Origin of the sequence: Umezawaea beigongshangensis (assembly GCF_016464305.1) — a bacterium.
In the GTDB taxonomy this organism is placed as follows: Bacteria; Actinomycetota; Actinomycetes; order Mycobacteriales; family Pseudonocardiaceae; genus Umezawaea_A; species Umezawaea_A beigongshangensis.
The window spans coordinates 55,284-71,198 of record NZ_JAEIOJ010000011.1 but is presented as its reverse complement, the minus strand read 5'-3'; the positions used below and the strand labels follow the sequence as shown (position 1 = coordinate 71,198).

The 15,915-nt window shown below is 70.8% G+C and carries 15 protein-coding genes and 1 pseudogene; 7 read left to right on the top strand and 9 right to left on the bottom strand.

Going from position 1 to position 15,915, the window contains the following annotated elements:
• Positions 1–125: 125 nt before the first annotated feature.
• The gene (locus IMZ35_RS24275) at positions 126–1,475 is read left to right on the top strand and encodes a glycoside hydrolase family 10 protein (RefSeq protein WP_199443501.1); all 1,350 of its coding nucleotides are present in this window, start codon (positions 126–128) and stop codon (positions 1,473–1,475) included.
• 246 nt (positions 1,476–1,721) lie between these two features.
• Positions 1,722–4,460, top strand: coding sequence for a beta-L-arabinofuranosidase domain-containing protein (locus IMZ35_RS24270; protein ID WP_199443500.1), 2,739 nt, complete (start codon positions 1,722–1,724; stop codon positions 4,458–4,460).
• Positions 4,461–4,768: 308 nt separating this feature from the next.
• Here IMZ35_RS24270 and IMZ35_RS24265 read toward each other — a convergent pair whose 3' ends face one another.
• The 7 genes from IMZ35_RS24265 to IMZ35_RS24235 all read right to left on the bottom strand — a co-directional run bounded on the left by IMZ35_RS24265 (position 4,769) and on the right by IMZ35_RS24235 (position 8,730).
• Positions 4,769–5,086 carry a winged helix-turn-helix domain-containing protein gene (locus IMZ35_RS24265; protein WP_199443499.1) on the bottom strand — a complete coding sequence of 106 codons (318 nt, stop codon included), beginning with the start codon at positions 5,084–5,086 and terminating at the stop codon, positions 4,769–4,771.
• A complete protein-coding gene (locus IMZ35_RS24260) occupies positions 5,083–5,541 on the bottom strand; it encodes a hypothetical protein (protein ID WP_199443498.1) in 459 nt (152 codons plus the stop codon). The genes IMZ35_RS24265 and IMZ35_RS24260 overlap by 4 nt, the downstream gene beginning before the upstream one ends.
• Positions 5,542–5,869: 328 nt before the next feature.
• Complete coding sequence (locus tag IMZ35_RS24255; protein WP_199443497.1) at positions 5,870–6,118, bottom strand: hypothetical protein; 249 nt, start codon at positions 6,116–6,118, stop codon at positions 5,870–5,872.
• Between the two features lie 119 nt (positions 6,119–6,237).
• Positions 6,238–6,927 (bottom strand): type 1 glutamine amidotransferase domain-containing protein, encoded by a 690-nt coding sequence (locus IMZ35_RS24250; RefSeq protein WP_199443496.1) that lies wholly within the window; start codon positions 6,925–6,927, stop codon positions 6,238–6,240.
• 79 nt (positions 6,928–7,006) lie between these two features.
• Positions 7,007–7,600, bottom strand: a complete 594-nt coding sequence (locus tag IMZ35_RS24245; protein WP_199443495.1) for a TetR/AcrR family transcriptional regulator — start codon at positions 7,598–7,600, stop codon at positions 7,007–7,009.
• 117 nt (positions 7,601–7,717) lie between these two features.
• Positions 7,718–8,011: a hypothetical protein gene (locus tag IMZ35_RS24240; RefSeq protein WP_199443494.1), complete on the bottom strand. Its 294-nt coding sequence runs from the start codon at positions 8,009–8,011 to the stop codon at positions 7,718–7,720.
• 329 nt (positions 8,012–8,340) lie between these two features.
• Positions 8,341–8,730, bottom strand: a complete 390-nt coding sequence (locus IMZ35_RS24235; protein ID WP_199443493.1) for a cupin domain-containing protein — start codon at positions 8,728–8,730, stop codon at positions 8,341–8,343.
• A 65-nt stretch (positions 8,731–8,795) separates the two neighbouring features.
• Between IMZ35_RS24235 and IMZ35_RS24230 the strand changes: the two genes are divergently transcribed.
• The gene (locus IMZ35_RS24230) at positions 8,796–9,800 is read left to right on the top strand and encodes a GlxA family transcriptional regulator (RefSeq protein WP_199443492.1); all 1,005 of its coding nucleotides are present in this window, start codon (positions 8,796–8,798) and stop codon (positions 9,798–9,800) included.
• A 490-nt stretch (positions 9,801–10,290) separates the two neighbouring features.
• Positions 10,291–11,028: a class I SAM-dependent DNA methyltransferase gene (locus IMZ35_RS24225; RefSeq protein WP_307868707.1), complete on the top strand. Its 738-nt coding sequence runs from the start codon at positions 10,291–10,293 to the stop codon at positions 11,026–11,028.
• 47 nt (positions 11,029–11,075) lie between these two features.
• Here IMZ35_RS24225 and IMZ35_RS24220 read toward each other — a convergent pair.
• Both IMZ35_RS24220 and IMZ35_RS24215 read right to left on the bottom strand, forming a co-directional pair.
• Positions 11,076–11,850: pseudogene (locus IMZ35_RS24220) on the bottom strand (IS5 family transposase).
• A gap of 92 nt (positions 11,851–11,942) precedes the next feature.
• Complete coding sequence (locus tag IMZ35_RS24215) at positions 11,943–12,416, bottom strand: MarR family winged helix-turn-helix transcriptional regulator (protein ID WP_307868705.1); 474 nt, start codon at positions 12,414–12,416, stop codon at positions 11,943–11,945.
• 152 nt (positions 12,417–12,568) lie between these two features.
• Here IMZ35_RS24215 and IMZ35_RS24210 point away from each other — a divergent pair, with 152 nt between their 5' ends.
• From IMZ35_RS24210 to IMZ35_RS24200, 3 genes are all read left to right on the top strand, one after another.
• Complete coding sequence (locus IMZ35_RS24210; RefSeq protein WP_199443489.1) at positions 12,569–13,516, top strand: NmrA/HSCARG family protein; 948 nt, start codon at positions 12,569–12,571, stop codon at positions 13,514–13,516.
• Positions 13,513–14,283 carry an SDR family NAD(P)-dependent oxidoreductase gene (locus IMZ35_RS24205; protein ID WP_199443488.1) on the top strand — a complete coding sequence of 257 codons (771 nt, stop codon included), beginning with the start codon at positions 13,513–13,515 and terminating at the stop codon, positions 14,281–14,283. Before IMZ35_RS24210 ends, IMZ35_RS24205 begins: the two co-directional genes overlap by 4 nt.
• Positions 14,284–14,861: 578 nt before the next feature.
• Positions 14,862–15,668 carry a DJ-1/PfpI family protein gene (locus tag IMZ35_RS24200; RefSeq protein ID WP_307868704.1) on the top strand — a complete coding sequence of 269 codons (807 nt, stop codon included), beginning with the start codon at positions 14,862–14,864 and terminating at the stop codon, positions 15,666–15,668.
• Positions 15,669–15,915 lie beyond the last annotated feature (247 nt).

The following is a 15,915-nucleotide window of genomic DNA, read 5'->3' as shown; positions in this document are numbered from 1 at the left end:
CAGAGCCGCTCCGTCGCACCGCCACGGGACGCACCGCGCCCGCTGCCGCTCGACCCGATCGGGTGCCCTCCGATCGTCCTGTCCACCACCCGGACACCCCGGGTGACCTTCCGAAGGTGTGGAACATGAACCTGACGACGAAGTCAGCGTCGCGAGCCGCGCTCGTGACGGCGACCGTGACGGTCTCGCTCAGCGCCTCGTTGATCCTGGCGTCCTCGGCGAGCGCGGCGACCACCCTCGGCGCCGCCGCCGCTCAGACGGGGCGGTACTTCGGCGCGGCCGTCTCGGCCGGGAAGCTCGGCGACAGCACGTACACGACCGTTCTGAACCGCGAGTTCACCAGCGTCACCGCCGAGAACGAGATGAAGTGGGACGCCACCGAACCCAACCGCGGCCAGTTCAACCACACCAGCGGGGAGCGCGTCCTCGCCCAGGCGGCGAGCACCGGCAAGCAGGTGCGCGGCCACGCCCTGCTGTGGCACCAGCAGCAACCCGGCTGGGCGCAGAGGCTGAGCGGGTCCGACCTGCGCCAGGCGGCGATCAACCACGTCACGCGGGTGGCGACCCACTACCGCGGCAAGATCCACTCCTGGGACGTGGTGAACGAGGCGTTCGCCGACGGCGGCGGGGGCGGGCGCCGCGACTCCAACCTGCAGCGCACCGGAAACGACTGGATCGAGGCCGCGTTCCGCGCCGCCCGCGCCGCGGACCCGAACGCCAAGCTCTGCTACAACGACTACAACACCGACGGCGTCAACGCGAAGTCGACCGGCATCTACGCCATGGTGCGCGACTTCAAGGCCCGCAACGTGCCCATCGACTGCGTCGGCTTCCAGTCCCACCTGACGAACTCGGTCCCGTCGGACTACCAGGCGAACCTCCAGCGCTTCGCGGCCCTCGGCGTCGACGTGCAGATCACCGAGCTGGACATCTCCGGGGCCAACCAGACCGCCGTCTACGGCAGCGTCACCCGCTCGTGCCTGGCCGTGCCGCGGTGCACGGGAATCACCGTGTGGGGCATCCGCGACACCGACTCCTGGCGCACCGGCCAGAACCCCCTGCTCTTCGACGGCAACGGGAACAAGAAACCCGCCTACACCGCGGTGCTCGACGCCCTCAACGCCGGCGGCACCACCACGACCACCACCACCACCACCACGACCACGACCACCGGTCCCGCCCCGAGCACCTGCACCGCGTCCGCGTCGGTGAACTCCTGGACCGGCGGTTTCACGGCCACCGTCAAGGTCACCGCCGGCTCCACCGCACTGCGCGGTTGGAGGGTCACCACCTCACTGCCGCCGGGCACGACCGTCACCAACGCCTGGAGTGCCGATCGCAGCGGCGACAGCGGCACGGTGACCTGGACCGACGTCGACCACAACGGCAGCGTCGCGGCCGGCCGGTCCGCGGAGTTCGGTTTCCTGGGAACCGGGAGCGTCGCCGATCTCGCCCCGACCTGCGCGGGGAGCTGAGCCGGGGGATGGCGCGGGTGACGGGCGAACGCCCCCGCCCCGGAGTGCTCGCGCGTCGCACCGGCGTTCCCGGCCAGAACCGTCCTCTCACGACCGCCTGACGGCACCGGGCCTCCGCCGGTCCCACCAGGGCGACCACGCACGTCTCCGGGCCGGTCACCGCGCCGTGGGCCGGAACGATCGAACACCGACCACGCTGTCGCCGGGCTCGTCACGGTGCTCGGGACAGCCGATGACAGGAGTGCCATGTCGTCCTCATCGTTGAGCCGACGCCGACTGCTGCAGGCCGCCGGGGTCGCCGTCGTCGCGACCTCCGCGCCGTCCCCGCTCACCGGAACGGCCGGCGCGGCCTCGGTCCCGCCCGTCCGCGCGGACATCGGCGTGTCGGCGCACCCGTTCGACCTGGGCGAGGTCCGTCTGACCGCGGGGCGTTGGCTGGACAACCAGAACCGCACCCTGTCCTACCTGCGCTTCGTGGACGTGGACCGGCTGCTCTACAACTTCCGGATGAACCACCGGCTGTCCACGAACGGCGCGGCGGCGCTGGGCGGGTGGGAGGCCCCGAACTTCCCCTTCCGCACGCACAGCCAGGGGCACTTCCTCAGCGCGTGGGCGCAGGCGTGGGCGACGCTCGGGGACGCCACGTGCCGGGCCAGGGCCGAGCACCTGGTCGCCGAGCTGGCGAAGTGCCAGGCCAACAACGCGGCGGCCGGGTTCAACACCGGGTACCTGTCGGGGTTCCCGGAGTCCGACCTGGACGCGCTGGAAGCGGGCAGCCCGAAGGCGGTGTCGTACTACTCGCTGCACAAGACCCTGGCGGGCCTGCTGGACGTGTGGCGTCACATCGGCAGCACGCAGGCGCGCGACGTGCTGCTGCGGTTCGCCGGTTGGGTGGACCGGCGCACCGCCAGGTTGTCCCACACCCAGATGCAACGCGTGCTCGGCACGGAGTTCGGCGGCATGAACGCCGTGCTGACCGACCTGTACCAGCAGACCGGGGACGCCCGGTGGCTCGCGACCGCCCAGCGGTTCGACCACGCGGCCGTGTTCGACCCCCTGGCCGCGAACCGGGACCAGCTCAACGGACTGCACGCCAACACCCAGGTACCCAAGTGGATCGGCGCGGCGCGCGAGTACAAGGCCACCGGCACGACCCGCTACCGCGACATCGCGTCCAACGCCTGGAACATCACCGTGGGCGCGCACACCTACGTCATCGGCGGCAACAGCGAGGCCGAGCACTTCCGCGCGCCCAACGCCATCGCCGCCCACCTCGACACGGACACGGCCGAGGCGTGCAACACCTACAACATGCTCAAGCTGACCCGCGAGCTGTGGCTGCTCGACCCCGGCAACACGGCGTACTTCGACTTCTACGAGCGTGCGCTGATCAACCACCTCATCGGCCAGCAGAACCCCGCCGACGGCCACGGCCACATCTGCTACTTCACCGGCCTCAACCCCGGCCACCGCCGCGGCAACACCGGACCCGCCTGGGGAGGCGGCAACTGGAGCACCGACTACACCACCTTCTGGTGCTGCCAGGGCACCGCCCTGGAGGTCAACACCTCCCTGGCCAACTCCGTCTACTTCCGCGACCGCACCACCCTCACGGTCAACCTCTACGCCCCGTCGGTGCTGAACTGGGCGGAGCGCGACATCACGATCACCCAGACCACGACCTACCCCGTCTCCGACACCACCACCCTCACCGTCAGCGGCAGCGCGAACGGGTCGTGGACGATGCGCCTGCGCATCCCCGCCTGGACCACCGGGGCCACCGTCGGCGTCAACGGCGTCGTCCAGAACGTCACCACCACCCCGGGCAGCTACGCGTCGCTGACCAGGTCGTGGGCCTCCGGTGACACGGTCACCCTGCGCCTGCCCATGCGGGTGGTCGCGCAGGCCGCCAACGACGACCCGGCCGTCGTCGCGATCACCTGCGGCCCCGTCGTGCTGGCGGGCCACTACGGCAACACCGCCCTGTCCCGGCTGCCCTCGCTCGACGTCGGCTCCATCACCCGGACCAGCGCGTCGTCGTTGGCGTTCACCGCGCGAGCCGACGGCGCGACGGTCGGCCTCGGCCCGTTCTACGACGCCCACGGCTACAACTACACCGTGTACTGGAGCACCACCGGCGGCGCAGGCGGCTCCGTCGGCGGGTACCGGCTGATCAACGCCGCCAGCGGGCTCGTGCTCGGCGTGCAGAACATGTCCACCGCCGACGGAGGGCTGGCCGTGCAGTGGGGCGACACCGGAACCGCCGACCACACCTGGCAGATCGTCGTGGACGGGACCGACGTCCGGCTGCGCAACCTCAACAGCGGGAAGGTCCTCGGCGTCGAGAACATGTCCACCGCCGACAACGCCCGCGTCCTGCAGTGGAGCGACACCGGCACCGCCGATCACCGCTGGACCGTGGTGGACGACGGCGACGGAACGCACGAGCTGCGCAACGTCAACAGCGGCAAGCTGCTGGGCGTCCTCAACGGCTCCACGGCGCAGGGTGCCCAAGCCGTGCAGGACTCCGACAACGGCTCGGCCGACAACCGGTGGCGGTTCGTGCCCACGGGCGCGCGTCGCGTGCAGAACCGCGCCAGTGGCCTGGTGCTCGGCGTGCGGGGCACGTCCACCTCCGACGGCGCTCTGGTCGTGCAGGACGACGACGACGGCACCCCCGACCACCTGTGGGTCGCCGTTCTCGACCCCGACGGTTACTTCCGGCTGCGCAACTCCCACAGCGGCAAGGTCCTCGGCGTCGAGAACGGCGCCAACGCCGACAACGCGCGAGTGCTCCAGTGGTCCGACAACGGCACCGCGGATCACAAGTGGCGCCTGCGCCACGGCGGCAGCGGGTGCTTCCGCATCCAGTGCGGCAACGGCGGGCGGATCCTCGGCGTGGCAGGCGGCTCCACCGCTCGCGACGCGCAGGTGGTGCTCGCCGAGGACAGCGGTGCCGACCACCACCTCTGGCGCTTCATCTGATCCAGGCCGATCCGGCGTCGAACCCGAAGCTCGGAACGGTGATCAGCCCGGTCACCGTTCCGAGCACCGCACGACGGGTCCGCGACACCCCCGAGGGGGTGGCAGCCCGCGTTCGTGCCCCACCGACCACTCGGCCCGACCGGACCAGGACTTCCCGCAGTGGCACCGCGAACGCCTCGTGCCGGCGACGTCGGCCCGGACCGGCGCACCGGGCGTGAGCGAGCGGGCTCAGCACCCGCACCCCGAGCACGCCGCGAGGCACCGGGAACGGCGCTGGCGGGCATCGCCAGCGCCGCACGGTCACCGCCTCACTCCCCGTCACCGGGCCGCACCAGGCGCTGTAGGGCGGCCACGTGTGCGGTGAACCGTCGTCTGCCCAGGTCGGTCAGGTGCAGCCAGGTGCGGGGACGGCGGCCCACGAACCCCTTGCGCACCTCGACGTACCCCGCCTCCTCCAAGGCTCGGGCGTGTTTGGACACCGCGGAGTCGCTGAGCCCGGTGCTGTCGCGGGCGACCGCGAACTCCACCCACTCCGGTCCCGCGGCCAGCGCCGCGCACAGCGACAAGCGGGGCAGGGGGTGGATCGTCGCGTCCAGGCCCCGCCCGGAGGAGCCGGACGTCGTCATCGACCCGCGAGCACGTCGTCGCGGATGCCCGTGTTGACCCGCCACACCTGCGCCGTGGCCAAGCCACCGGCCACCAGTCCGACGGGCAGGGCCTGCAGCGGCAGATCCAGCACCGTCAATCCCCAGGTGACCAGCGCACCGCCACCCATCACCGCAGCCGTCCCGACCGCGTGCCGCCGCAGCGCGGGGTAGGCCCGGCTGCGCACGGCCACGTTCAACCCGGAACGCCGCCGGTAGCTCATCAGCACCACCACCAGCAGCAGCGCGAACGCAGGTACGTAGGGAAACGCCGGCAGGCCGAACCGGTCGTGGTGCGAGGTCAGCACCGGAGCGAGCAGCAGTCCGGTCCACACCACGCAGAACGCACATCGGAACCACAACGGCAGGTGTATCCGCGCCGCCATCGCCACGCGCTGGCGCTCGACCTCGTCCAGTGCCCTCTTGTGCTCGTCCACGACTTCCCTTCGCGAAACTACTTTCCGCATGGAAAGTAGTGGTTCTTCGGGGAGAGCACCAGACCGCGATCGACCGTGCGGTCCGGCGAGTCCACCACAGCCGAGCTCGCCCGGACCGGGGTGCCGAGCGGCAACGACCGGCGACCCACCTCCTGCCGGCGTCCGCTGGTGGTCGTGTCGGGGTCGGCATCGTTCAGGAAGCTCACCTCGAGGACCCGGCGACAGCAGGACTCCCGGGCGAACGACACGCGGGCACCGTCCGGGCCGCCAGGCGTCTCGCCGTCTCGCACCAGAGTCGCTCACCCGCCCACAACACGAGAGCAGGCGCTCAGGACGGCGGCCAGCTGCGCAGGGCCGCGTCGGCCATCTCCTGGAGCTCGTCGCGGCCGACACCACCGGCGGCGTGCACGGCGATGCCGTACGTCAAGGTGGTGACGTGGCGGGCGAGCAGGGCAGGAACGGTCAGCGGCGGCAGATCGCCGTCGTCGCGCCAGGCCACGAGGAGGTCGCGCATCTCGCGCCCGGAGGAGGCCGCCGCTGCGGTCCTCCCCGCCTCCGAGCGGAACAGGTTCACCACCGGTTCGAACTCGCACGTCGACGGCGGCCCGAACCAGGTCCGAGTCCGCCGTCCGCACTCCCGGCGAGGACGGCGACCCGGCCCGGTCGCACGCTCACCGACGGCGAGCGCTCACGTGCTCACGCACGCATCGTGTCGACCAGCGTGACGAGGGCGTCGGCGGCCGGAGCCGAGGAGGCCGGGTTCTGCCCGGTGAGCAGCAGACCGTCCCGCACGACGTGGGGGGCCCAGTCCTCGCCCTTGGAGTAGACGCCACCCAGGGCCTTGAGCTCGTCCTCGACCAGGAAGGGAACGACCGCGGTGAGCTGGACCGCCTCCTCCTCGGAGTTGGTGAACCCGGTGACCCGCCTGTCCCGCACCAGCGGGGCGCCGTCCTCGCCGACCACGTGGCGCAGCACGCCGGGGGCGTGGCACACCAGAGCGACCGGCTTGCCCGAACGCAGGGTCGTCTCGATCAGCCGCGCGGAGTCCGCGTCCTCGGCCAGGTCCCACAGCGGGCCGTGGCCACCGGCGTAGAAGACCGCGTCGACGTCCCCGGCCGAGACCGAGTCGAGACGCACGGTGTCCGCCAGCGCCGCGGTGGCCTCGGGGTCGGCCTCGAAGCGCCGGGTCTGCTCGGTCTGGAAGCCGGGTTCGTTGCTCTTCGGGTCCAGCGGCGGCCGACCGCCCCGCGGCGAGGCCAGCACGACCTGCCAACCGGCCTCCTTGAAGCGGTAGTACGGCGCCGCCAGCTCCTCCAGCCAGAACCCGGTCTTGCGACCGGTGTCCCCCAACTCGTCGTGCGAGGTGAGAACGATGAGAACCTTCACAACTTTCCTCCGTGACAGCGGACCGGTCCACTGGTCCGCGAGAACAGCTCGTGCCCGGCCGGGCACGAGATCCGAGGAGCTACAGGTGCAGGAACTGGCGGGTCGCCGCCATCGTGTCGTCCAGCGGCGCGAGATCGCGGTGGATCTTGGCCATGACGCTCGCGCCGAGCCACATGTCGTACAGGACCCTGGCCACGACGCGGGCGTCCCCGTCGACCGAGAGCGAGCCGTCCTCGACACCGGCGGTGATCGCCCGCTCGATCCGATCGACGATCGCGTCCGTGCCCTCCTTCAGAGTCAGTCGCATCGACTCCGACAAGTCGGCCACCTCGGCGCCGAGCTTGACGGCGAGGCACCTGCCCTGACACTCGTCCACGCTCTGCGTCTGCCGCCACTGCTGCCAGTAGGCCATCAGGCGTTCAGCGGCCGATTCGTCGGACCGCGCGAGAACGCGGTCCATGTCGGCGACGTAGTCCGCGAAGTAGCTCCGCAGCAACGCCTCGCCGAAAGCGTCCTTCGAGGCGAAGAAGTGGTAGAAGGACCCCTTCGGCACGCCGGCCTCCGTCAGCACCTCGGCGAGACCGACCGCGGAGTAGCCCTTGCGGGCCATCAGCCGCTGAGCGGCGTCCAGGATGCTGCGACGGGTGTCCGTGGCGCGTGCGGTGACCGGCATGGCACGACCATAGCTCCTAGTAGACCAGTCGTCTAGTGCGTCCGCTTTCCACCGCTCCACGCGGTGCGTCCCGCTGCCCGGCGCCACGACCACCGCCGGCTTCCGGCACCGGGCCGGTCAGCGGATCGGTCGAGGACGAGGCTCGTGCACAGCGCCGTGTCCCCCCTCGGACTCGGTGGCGCGGTAGAGGGAGGTGTCCAGCGCGACGAAGCGTCGCGCGGTCTCCGGCGTCTCGTCGACCCCGGACTCGTCGTCGGGGAAGACCTTGCGAACCGGTGGGTCCAGCCCGGTGGGCCGAACGGTGAAGTCGCCCTCGGAGGCGACCACGTCGAAGACGGTGTCCGGGCTGACCTCGCCCCCGATGACCGCGGACCCGTCCCGTGCGCTCTCCGCTGCGCGACAGGTGCCCACCTCCGCCGCCCCGTGTTCGACCGCTCCACGGTCAGGTGACACCACTTCCCGACCCCGTCGGCCCGGCGCACCGCGACGTCCTTCTTCCTGCGTGAGGACCGGTGAGGCGGTCACCGGAGCACCGGTGCAGTCCGCTCGTCCCGTGTCGGTGTGCTGTTCGCGGAAGGACGTCCGGTGACGAGAGGAGTACGCGATGACGGCGTTGCCCGTCCCTCCGACCACCTGATCACGGTCTTCCCGATCACGGTCTTCGAAAGCGACGGGCCGTGGTGGCGGGTGCCGTCAGGAGCACTCCGACCAGGAGGCGCACGGCGTTGAGCGTGCCGTCGTCAGGGAGCAGCGGATTCGGTGTCCACGTAGCTCCAGTCGGGTTTGCCGCCAGCCTCGTTCGAGGTGATGTCCGGACCGACGAGCAGGAAGTGGGCCTCCTCCTCGGCGACGGGACGGTGCTCCGTCCCCCTGGGCACCACGAACAGGTCGCCCGGTTCGAGGTGGACGTCACCGGCCCGGAGCTGGATGGTGATGCGTCCTCGCAGGAGGAGGAACGTCTCGTCCTGGTCCTCGTGCGTGTGCCAGCGGGTCGAGCCGATGCCTCTGGCGACCTTGAAGAGGTTGCCGTTCGCACTCGCCAGCACCCTCTGCGACCAGTACTCGGTCAGCTCCGACGCCGCCGATGGCAGGTGCACCTTGTCCACGTCCGACTCCTCGTCGATCTCCACGGCGTCCTTCGCCGTCCCGAGACTGTCAGTTGTGCGGCACTGTCGGTGAGTGGTAGGACTGGCGGATGTCGCAAGAATCCTTCCACGTGAAGGACGGCGGTCCTCCCCTGACGGTCGCGTTGATCGTCGACGAGAACTCGAACCCCTTCGAGATCGGTTGTGTCTGCGAGGTGTTCGGGGTCCGTCGACGCGCGGAGCTGGGGCGCGAGCTGTACGAGCTGTCGGTGGTGACGCCGGGTGGGCCGGTGTCCGTGCGGGACTCGATGTTCACGGTGGCGGCGACCGGCACGTTGGCCGACCTCGACGGGGCGCACACGGTGGTGGTTCCCAACCGGCCGGACGTCGAGTCGCCCGTCCGTCGCGAGGTGCTCGACGCCGTCCGGCGGGCTCACGCCCGCGGCGCGCGGCTCGTGGGGCTGTGCACCGGGGCCTACACCCTGGCCGAGGCCGGCGTGTTCGACGGCCGTCCGGCAGCGGTGCACTGGCAACTGGCCGCCGACTTCCAGCGACGCTTCCCCGAGGTCCGGGTGAAGCCCGACGTCCTCTTCGTGGACAACGGTGACCTGCTCACCTCGGCGGGCAGCGCCGCCGCGCTGGACCTGGCCCTGCACATCGTCCGTCTCGACCACGGTGCCGAGATCGCCAACGCCGTCAGCCGCCGCCTCGTCTTCTCCGCCTTCCGGGACGGCGGTCAGCAGCAGTTCATCGAACGTCCCGTCCCCGCGACGGCACAGGTGCCGCTGACCCGGACTCTGGTGTGGGCCCAGCAGCGACTGGACCGTCCGCTGTCGGTCGCGATGCTGGCCGCTCACGCCAACACCAGCGTCACCACGATGCACCGGCGGTTCCGGGCGGAACTGGGCACGACCCCGCTGGCCTGGCTCACCGCCGAGCGGGTGGAGCTGGCACGTCGGCTGCTCGAGCGAGGAGCGCTCGGCCTCGACGCGATCGCTCAGCGCAGCGGTCTCGGCAGCGGCGCCAACCTGCGCGCGCTCGTGAAGCGGCACACGGGGCTGAGCCCGTCGGACTACCGAGCTCGCTTCGCCACGACGGCGCGGACGCACTCGTGACCGGCAGACCTCGGCGACAGCTCCTCACCACGGGCGTCGTCCGCACCGACGAAGCAGAAGACGGCGAGCACCGGATCGTCGTCGACTCCGGCACACGCGGATCGCGTGCTGGAGGTACTCGGAACCTCGGCGGTGAGGTGCGGAACAGTAGCGGGTGATCGCCGAACGTCGACGGGCGCCGGCAGGACCGGGAGGCGGGGAACGCGTCGGGACACGCGTGTTCCCCGTCAACTCTCTCCCCGCCCGAACGGCGGCGCGGCCGTCGCGGGGCCGAGCGAGTGACGGACCTGGACCGTCCTTTGTGGACGGGAGTAAGAACTCCTGATGAAGTGATCTCCAAGGAGGTTGGAACACTCCAGGACTGGTGGTCCGGATGCGGGGTGGTTCAGCCGAAGCCGTGGGAAGGCGACGACGAGTTGTGGGCGCTGCACGCAGCGCCGCTGCGTAAATGCGTCGACAGCGCCCTCGGCACTCGGCAAGGTGGTTGTCCGTGACGAGCAGTGAACTGTGGAGCCGTGCGACCGCCGACCGCTACGACGCCGAGGAGACCGAAGCGTTCTCGGCCGCCGTTCTCGGGCCGACTCTCGCCTTCCTCGCCGAGCTCGCCGGAGACGGCCGGGCACTGGAGTTCGCCATCGGGACCGGACGAGTGGGAATCCCGCTCCGGGAACGCGGCGTGCCGGTAGAGGGCATCGAACTGTCCGAGCACATGGCAGCGGTGCTGCGGCGCAAGATCGACGAGGACACGCTCCCGGTAGTCATCGGGGACATGGCCACCACCGTCGTTCCCGGTGAGTTCACCCTGGTCTACCTCGTCTACAACACCATCACAAACCTGCTCACCCAGGACGAGCAGGTCGAGTGCTTCCGCAACGCCGCACGACATCTGGAGCCCGGCGGCCGATTCGTCATCGAGCTGGGCGTGCCGCCGCTGAGGTTCCTGCCGCCCGGCCAGGTCGCGGTGCCGTTCGACGTCTCCGAGCAGCATCTCGGCTTCGACACCTTCGACCTGGTCGAGCAGATTCTCGTCTCGCACCACTTCAGCCGCGACGACGACGGTCGCTACCGCCGCGACAACTCCCGGCACCGGTACGCCTGGCCGGCAGAGCTCGACCTGATGGCACGGATCGCCGGGCTCGAACTGGAACGTCGCGTCGCCGACTGGGACGAGGCTCCGTTCACCCGGGACTCCGCGAAGCACATCTCCGTGTGGCGCAAGCCAGTCTGAGGTCGGCCACCGGGCTGTCAATGTTGGCCGTGCCTGTCGTGAAACTCCTACTGGGAGTTCAGGCGTCGCCAGCAGATCAGCGCCATCCGAGGGTGAGGAAGGCTTCGTGGATGTCGTCGCGGATCTCCCAGCGGATCCGCAGGCGGCGAAACCAGTGCAGCAGCGCGAAGGTCTGCTCGACAACCCAGCGGTACACGCCCAGCCCGGAGCCGTGCCCGCTGCCGCGGCGAGCGATCACCGGTGTGATGCCCTTGTCACGCACCAGCGTGCGGTACTTGTCGTGGTCGTAGCCGCGGTCGGCGTACAACGCGTCAGGACGGAACCGGGGCCGACCTCGTTCGCCGCGCACCGGCGGAACCTTGTCGATCAGCGGCATCAGCTGAGTCACGTCGTTGCGGTTACCGCCGGTCAGTGACACGGCCAGCGGGATGCCGTGCCCTTCGGTGATCAAGTGGTGTTTCGAGCCCGATCTGGCGCGGTCAACCGGGCTCGCACCCGTTTTGGGCCGCCTTTGAGGGCACGTACGTGCGAGCCGTCGATCACCGCCCTCGACCAGTCCAACGCGTTCGCGGCGTTGAGTTCGGCGAGCGGGTTCTCGTGCAATCGCTGCCAGACGCCGGCGTGGCGCCAGTCCCGCAGCCGCCGCCAGGCGGTCATGCCGGAGCCGAGTTCCTGGGGAAGGAACTCCCACGGGATGCCGGTGCAGAGCACGAACAGGACGCCGCACAGCACTTTGCGGTCGTCCAGCCGCTTGCGTCCCGGATGGTCGGCGCGACGCGGGAGCAGCGGCTCGATCCGCGCCCACAACTCGTCGGACACGATCCGGGGAAGCTGCTCGCCCTTCCTCACACCGTGATCAACGCGCCGATGATCAACCTTATTCCAAGATCATTCCGTGAGGAGTTCCAAGCCCGTCAGGACCTGGTGACCGCGGCCGACAGGTTGGTCTCGATCTGGGCGAGCGCGTCCAGCAGGGGGGTCAGCGTGGTCGCGGGCAGGTCGCCGACGGTCGACGCCTCGAGGTCGTGCCACATCCTTTCGATCTCCACCCGCAAGGCGTCGCCCGCGGAGGTGGAGGACACCAGGGTGGCCCGGCCGTCGCGGGGATCGGGCGCCCGCTCGACCAGACCGGCCTTCTCCAAGCGCTGCACCATCCTGGTGATGGTCGCCGAATCGGAGTCCAGCACCTCGATCAGTTCCGTCTGGCGCACCGGACCCGAATCCCACAGGTGCATCAGGAGCAGTTCCTGACCCCGGTGCAGGCCCAGGTCGCGCAGGAGGTGACCGGCCAGCATCCGGTGCAGCCGGACCACCCGGAACAGCGCGTGGCTGACGGGTCCGCGTTCCGCTGCGCTCGGAGACTTCTTCGCACCTCGTTCTCGTGTCACGGGTCAATGGTCCACGTGCGTCTCAGGTGGGAGCACGAGCGACTCCCCACTGGTGACCCAGCTCACAATCTCCTGCGGAATGCCCGAGCCGCTTACCTGTTCAACTAGGTAAGTGGCCGCACGGGTGCGGCCACATCGCAGAGGGAGTGCTCGTGAGCGACAAGAAGATCATCGCAGTGCTGGGTTCGACGGGCGCACAGGGCGGGGGTCTGGTCAGGGCGATCTTGGACGCCCCCGACGGTCCTTTCACCGTGCGAGCCATCACCCGCAACGCCAGCTCGGCGAAGGCCGGGCAGTTGGTCGAACGCGGTGCCGAGGTGGTCGAGGCGAGCCTGGAGGACGAGGACTCGCTGCGGAGGGCGTTCGACGGTGCCCACGGCGCCTACGTGGTGACCAACTTCTGGGAGTCCATGTCCGCCGACGTCGAACTGGCGCAGGCCGCGACGGCCGCACGGGCCGTGAAGGCAGCCGGCGTCGCCCACGCCGTCTGGTCGACCCTGGAGGACACCCGCGAGGTGATCCCGGTGTCCGACCAGCGGGTGCCGGTGCTGCAGGACCGCTACTCGGTTCCGCACTTCGACGCCAAGGCCGAGGCGGACGCGTTCTTCCGCGACTCGGGCGTCCCCACGACCTACCTGAGGAGCACCTTCTACTGGGAGGGGTTCACCCAGGGCTTCGGGCCGATGCGGGGCGAGGACGGGCGGCTCGTGCTCACGTTGCCGATCGGCGAGTCCAGGCTGGCGGGCATCGCGGCTGAGGACATCGGTCGCACCGCTCACGGCGTGTTCGCCGCGGGCGACGACTACACGGGCAAGACCGTGGGCATCGCGGGCGAGCACCTGACCGGTGCGCAGTACGCCGCCGCCTTCGCCGACGCGCTGGGCGAACCGGTCGACCACCGACCGCTCACCCACGACCAGTTCCGCTCGCTGGGCCTGCCCGCGGGTGACGAGCTCGGCAACATGTTCCAGTTCTACGTCGAGGGCGAGCACGACTTCGTGAGCGCCCGCGACCTGGACCTGGTCCGCACCCTCAACCCCCGGCTGCAGACCTTCCGCAGCTGGCTGGCCCAGCACGTCGAGGCGGTCAGGCCCGCATGACCACCATCGACGACAACCTCTCGGGAGACCAGCGCCTCGCCGGACGGACGGCGCTGATCACCGGTGGATCGCGCGGGATCGGCGCCGCCGTCGCCCGCCGCCTCGCGCGCCACGGCAGCAACGTCGCCATCACCTGCTCCACCTCCTCGACAGCGGCAGACGAGGTGGTCGCCGACGTCGTCGGCCGGGGCGGACGCGCCGTCGCCCTTCAAGCGGACAGCGCCGACCCCCGTGCGATCCGGGCGGCCGTGTCGCGCGTCGTCGAGGAGTTCGGCGGCTTGGACGTCCTGGTCAACAACGCGGGGATCGGGGTGTTCGCCGCCACCGAGCAGCTGAGCCTGGACGACTTCGACCGCATGGTCGCGGTCAACGTGCGCGGCGCGTTCGTCGCGGTGCAGGCTGCGCTGCAGCACATGGGGCCGGGTTCTCGGATCATCACGACCGGAAGCGTGTTCGCCGACCGCAACCCGTTCCCGGAGATGGCGGTCTACTCCATGACCAAGGCGGCGCTCGCCGGACTGAGCCGCGGACTGGCTCGTGAACTCGCGCCGAGGGGCATCACGGTCAACGTCGTCCAGCCCGGCGCGGTGGACACCGAGACCAATCCCGCCGACGGGCACGCGTCGCGGACGATGTTGCCGGCGACGCCGGTGGGCCGGTACGGAACCGCCGAGGAGATCGCCGGCCTCGTCGCCTACCTGGCGAGCCCGGAGGCCGCGTTCGTCACGGGTTCGACGATCAACGCCGACGGCGGCTTCTCCACCTGACCGCTGCCGGACCCCCGGGGGGACGGCGAACCGGGATCAGAGCAACGGTGACGGTTCCGTCTCCCAGGGGCGGGTGCGGGTGCTGGGTGACGCGGTGTTCGCGAGGCAGTGACGAACCCGGACGGGTTCGGGGTGTGTCGGCACGGGTGGACGCGGATCGCGCGGGTGGAGCAGCTCCTGTCGGCCAGCACGCCCGCCGCGGTCGCCGCCCCCGTGCCCGCCGCGGCCGTCGGCGTGCGGCGAGCTCCGGCGGCGCGCCGGTGAGCCCGCACCGTGCTGGAGTCCACCGAGACCTCCCGGTCGAGTTCGTCGATCGCCTCGGTGACCACCCGCACCGCTCCGGGAGATCACGCCGGTCGGACGACAACGGCCACCGCCGCAGGTACCGGCCGGGCACCTGACACCGCGATCGACATCGAAGAGGACGTGCTGGGAACGACGACCGGGTTCGGCAGGACCGGCCGGCCGAAGCACGTGGCGGTGGAGGGCGGCGCGGCCGGGGAACGGTTGCCGCAGGTCGCCGAGGACCTCGGCGTGTCCGTCGGCTCCGCCGGTCGGTCGGTCGCGGTGACCGCACCGTGCGCATCAGCAGCGCCGCCAGCGCGCGGTCGGAGAAGATCGCGGGCGGAGGGAACCACGACCGTCCGCACGACGACTACCCGGACATGAATCGTCGAACCCTGCTCAGCGCAGCCACCGTCGTCCCGCTGGCCGCCGCCGTCCCCACCACCGCCTCAGCAGCCGCGGCCGCTCCGAACGCCTCCTGGTCCGCGGAGAACCCGTTGCGCGTCCAGGTGCTCGTCTTCGACGGAGCGGAAGAACTGGACTACACCGGGCCCTACGAGATCTTCTCGGTCGCGGGCCGGATGAGTTCCGGCGCCGTGACGGTGTCCCTGGTGACAGGGGACCAGCCCGGCGAGGTCACCGCGTTCCACGGCACGAAGATCATCGTGGCCGAGAGCCTGAGGCCCGCCGAGGCTGATCTGCTCGTGGTGCCCGGTGGCGGCTACGGGCAGAAGAACGGCCCCGGGATCTGGGGCGAGATCGCCAAGGGCACGATCCCGGCCGCGCTGCGCGCCGCGCCCCGCCCCGGCCTGACCGTCTCCGCGCTGTGCACCGGGACGATCCTGCTCGCCGAGGCCGGGCTGCTCACCGGCCGGCCGTGCACCACGCACCACCTCACCAGGGCGGACGTCGTCGAGCGCGGCGGCGTGCTCAAGGACGCCCGTGTGGTGGACGACGGCGACGTGGTCACCGCGACCGCCGTCACCTCCGGCATCGACCTCGCCCTGCACCTGGTGCGGCGCGAGCTGGGCGCGGACCTCGCCGTACGGGTCGAGAACCTGATCGACTACGAACGCAGGGGCACCGTCTGGCAGCGCTGAGGAGTCCCCCGACCGGTCGACCGGGGCCCGGCCCGCCGCCCCCGCGCCGGGAGAACGGCGGTCTGGAAGCACTCTCCGACCGTCCCCTGCTGCCCGGCGCTCACCACCGTCTCCGACACCGCGATCTCACCGGGGGAACCCGCTCCCCTCTCCACCGACACCCCGGATCGACCGGCAGGGGCCGACCACGGATCACACCCCGTCGGCGTGGTGACGGGGGGGGTGGCCCGAGGCCGGTGGACCCGGC

Coding starts and splice junctions, on each gene's coding strand:
- IMZ35_RS24205 (WP_199443488.1), top strand. CDS start 13,513: ATGACCACCATCGACGACAACCTCTCGGGAGACCAGCGCCTCGCCGGA.
- IMZ35_RS24230 (WP_199443492.1), top strand. CDS start 8,796: ATGTCGCAAGAATCCTTCCACGTGAAGGACGGCGGTCCTCCCCTGACG.
- IMZ35_RS24275 (WP_199443501.1), top strand. CDS start 126: ATGAACCTGACGACGAAGTCAGCGTCGCGAGCCGCGCTCGTGACGGCG.
- IMZ35_RS24270 (WP_199443500.1), top strand. CDS start 1,722: ATGTCGTCCTCATCGTTGAGCCGACGCCGACTGCTGCAGGCCGCCGGG.
- IMZ35_RS24245 (WP_199443495.1), bottom strand. CDS start 7,600: ATGCCGGTCACCGCACGCGCCACGGACACCCGTCGCAGCATCCTGGAC.
- IMZ35_RS24265 (WP_199443499.1), bottom strand. CDS start 5,086: ATGACGACGTCCGGCTCCTCCGGGCGGGGCCTGGACGCGACGATCCAC.